Source organism: Streptomyces sp. NPDC058741 (assembly GCF_042746715.1).
Lineage (GTDB): Bacteria > Actinomycetota > Actinomycetes > Streptomycetales > Streptomycetaceae > Streptomyces.
The window spans coordinates 1-3,278 of the sequence record NZ_JBHYQH010000101.1 but is presented as its reverse complement, the minus strand read 5'-3'; the positions used below and the strand labels follow the sequence as shown (position 1 = coordinate 3,278).

The 3,278-nt window shown below is 57.2% G+C and carries 1 rRNA gene; it reads right to left on the bottom strand.

The features are described 5' to 3' along the window. Positions 1 to 22: 22 nt before the first annotated feature. Positions 23 to 3,146: ribosomal RNA gene (locus ACFW6P_RS32005) — 23S ribosomal RNA — on the bottom strand. Positions 3,147 to 3,278: the final 132 nt, after the last annotated feature.

The window sequence follows — 3,278 nt, the reverse complement described above, 5'->3', positions numbered from 1 at the left end:
AACACAGTGGACGCGAGCAACTGAGGACAAGCCCTCGGCCTATTAGTACCGGTCAACTCCACACGTTACCGTGCTTCCATATCCGGCCTATCAACCCAGTCGTCTACTGGGAGCCTTACCCCATCAAGTGGGTGGGAGTCCTCATCTCGAAGCAGGCTTCCCGCTTAGATGCTTTCAGCGGTTATCCCTCCCGAACGTAGCCAACCAGCCATGCCCTTGGCAGAACAACTGGCACACCAGAGGTTCGTCCGTCCCGGTCCTCTCGTACTAGGGACAGCCCTTCTCAAGACTCCTACGCGCACAGCGGATAGGGACCGAACTGTCTCACGACGTTCTAAACCCAGCTCGCGTACCGCTTTAATGGGCGAACAGCCCAACCCTTGGGACCGACTCCAGCCCCAGGATGCGACGAGCCGACATCGAGGTGCCAAACCATCCCGTCGATATGGACTCTTGGGGAAGATCAGCCTGTTATCCCCGGGGTACCTTTTATCCGTTGAGCGACGGCGCTTCCACAAGCCACCGCCGGATCACTAGTCCCGACTTTCGTCCCTGCTCGACCCGTCGGTCTCACAGTCAAGCTCCCTTGTGCACTTACACTCAACACCTGATTACCAACCAGGCTGAGGGAACCTTTGGGCGCCTCCGTTACCCTTTAGGAGGCAACCGCCCCAGTTAAACTACCCATCAGACACTGTCCCTGATCCGGATCACGGACCCAGGTTAGACATCCAGCACGACCAGACTGGTATTTCAACGACGACTCCCCCTGAACTGGCGTCCAGAGATCACAGTCTCCCAGCTATCCTACACAAGCCGAACCGAACACCAATATCAAACTGTAGTAAAGGTCCCGGGGTCTTTCCGTCCTGCTGCGCGAAACGAGCATCTTTACTCGTAGTGCAATTTCACCGGGCCTATGGTTGAGACAGTCGAGAAGTCGTTACGCCATTCGTGCAGGTCGGAACTTACCCGACAAGGAATTTCGCTACCTTAGGATGGTTATAGTTACCACCGCCGTTTACTGGCGCTTAAGTTCTCAGCTTCGCCCGGACGAATCCAAGCTAACCGGTCCCCTTAACGTTCCAGCACCGGGCAGGCGTCAGTCCGTATACATCGCCTTACGGCTTCGCACGGACCTGTGTTTTTAGTAAACAGTCGCTTCTCGCTGGTCTCTGCGGCCACCCCCAGCTCACCGTGTAAAACGGATCACCAGACGTGGCCCCCCTTCTCCCGAAGTTACGGGGGCATTTTGCCGAGTTCCTTAACCATAGTTCACCCGAACGCCTCGGTATTCTCTACCTGACCACCTGAGTCGGTTTAGGGTACGGGCCGCCATGAAACTCGCTAGAGGCTTTTCTCGACAGCATAGGATCATCCACTTCACCACAATCGGCTCGGCATCAGGTCTCAGCCTCAATGAACAGCGGATTTACCTACCGTCCGGCCTACACCCTTACCCCGGGACAACCACCGCCCGGGATGGACTACCTTCCTGCGTCACCCCATCACTCACCTACTAACCGCTCGGTTCAGCGGCTCCACCACTCCGACCTCGTCCGAAGACTCAGCCGACGGCTTCACGGCCTTAGCATCACGATGCTCGATGTTTGACGCTTCACAGCGGGTACCGGAATATCAACCGGTTATCCATCGACTACGCCTGTCGGCCTCGCCTTAGGTCCCGACTTACCCTGGGCAGATCAGCTTGACCCAGGAACCCTTAGTCAATCGGCGCACACGTTTCTCACGTGTGAATCGCTACTCATGCCTGCATTCTCACTCGTCAACCGTCCACAACTCGCTTACGCGGCTGCTTCACCCGGCAGACGACGCTCCCCTACCCATCACGATCCCCGTTGGGGGTACATATCGCAATGACACGACTTCGGCGGTACGCTTGAGCCCCGCTACATTGTCGGCGCGGAATCACTAGACCAGTGAGCTATTACGCACTCTTTCAAGGGTGGCTGCTTCTAAGCCAACCTCCTGGTTGTCTCTGCGACTCCACATCCTTTCCCACTTAGCGTACGCTTAGGGGCCTTAGTCGATGCTCTGGGCTGTTTCCCTCTCGACCATGGAGCTTATCCCCCACAGTCTCACTGCCGCGCTCTCACTTACCGGCATTCGGAGTTTGGCTAAGGTCAGTAACCCGGTAGGGCCCATCGCCTATCCAGTGCTCTACCTCCGGCAAGAAACACACGACGCTGCACCTAAATGCATTTCGGGGAGAACCAGCTATCACGGAGTTTGATTGGCCTTTCACCCCTAACCACAGGTCATCCCCCAGGTTTTCAACCCTGGTGGGTTCGGTCCTCCACGAAGTCTTACCTCCGCTTCAACCTGCCCATGGCTAGATCACTCCGCTTCGGGTCTTGAGCATGCTACTGAAACGCCCTGTTCGGACTCGCTTTCGCTACGGCTACCCCACCCGGGTTAACCTCGCAACACACCGCAAACTCGCAGGCTCATTCTTCAAAAGGCACGCAGTCACGAGATGGAAGCAAGCTCCCACCCGACGCTCCCACGGCTTGTAGGCACACGGTTTCAGGTACTATTTCACTCCCCTCCCGGGGTACTTTTCACCATTCCCTCACGGTACTATCCGCTATCGGTCACCAGGGAATATTTAGGCTTAGCGGGTGGTCCCGCCAGATTCACACGGGATTTCTCGGGCCCCGTGCTACTTGGGTGTCTCTCAAACGAGCCGCTGACGTTTCGACTACGGGGGTCTTACCCTCTACGCCGGACCTTTCGCATGTCCTTCGCCTACATCAACGGTTTCTGACTCGTCCCACGGCCGGCAGACCGCGAAAGAGAGATCCCACAACCCCGCATGCGCAACCCCTGCCGGGTCTCACACACATACGGTTTAGCCTCATCCAGTTTCGCTCGCCACTACTCCCGGAATCACGGTTGTTTTCTCTTCCTGCGGGTACTGAGATGTTTCACTTCCCCGCGTTCCCTCCACATACCCTATGTGTTCAGGTATGGGTGACAGCCCATGACGACTGCCGGGTTTCCCCATTCGGAAACCCCCGGATCAAAGCCTGGTTGACGACTCCCCGGGGACTATCGTGGCCTCCCACGTCCTTCATCGGTTCCTGGTGCCAAGGCATCCACCGTGCGCCCTTAAAAACTTGGCCACAGATGCTCGCGTCCACTGTGCAGTTCTCAAACAACGACCAGCCACCCACCACCCCCGGCAACAACCGGAGTTCACTGGGACCGGCACCGAGGAAAGTTCATTCCCTCAGACACCCAACAGCGTGCCCGAC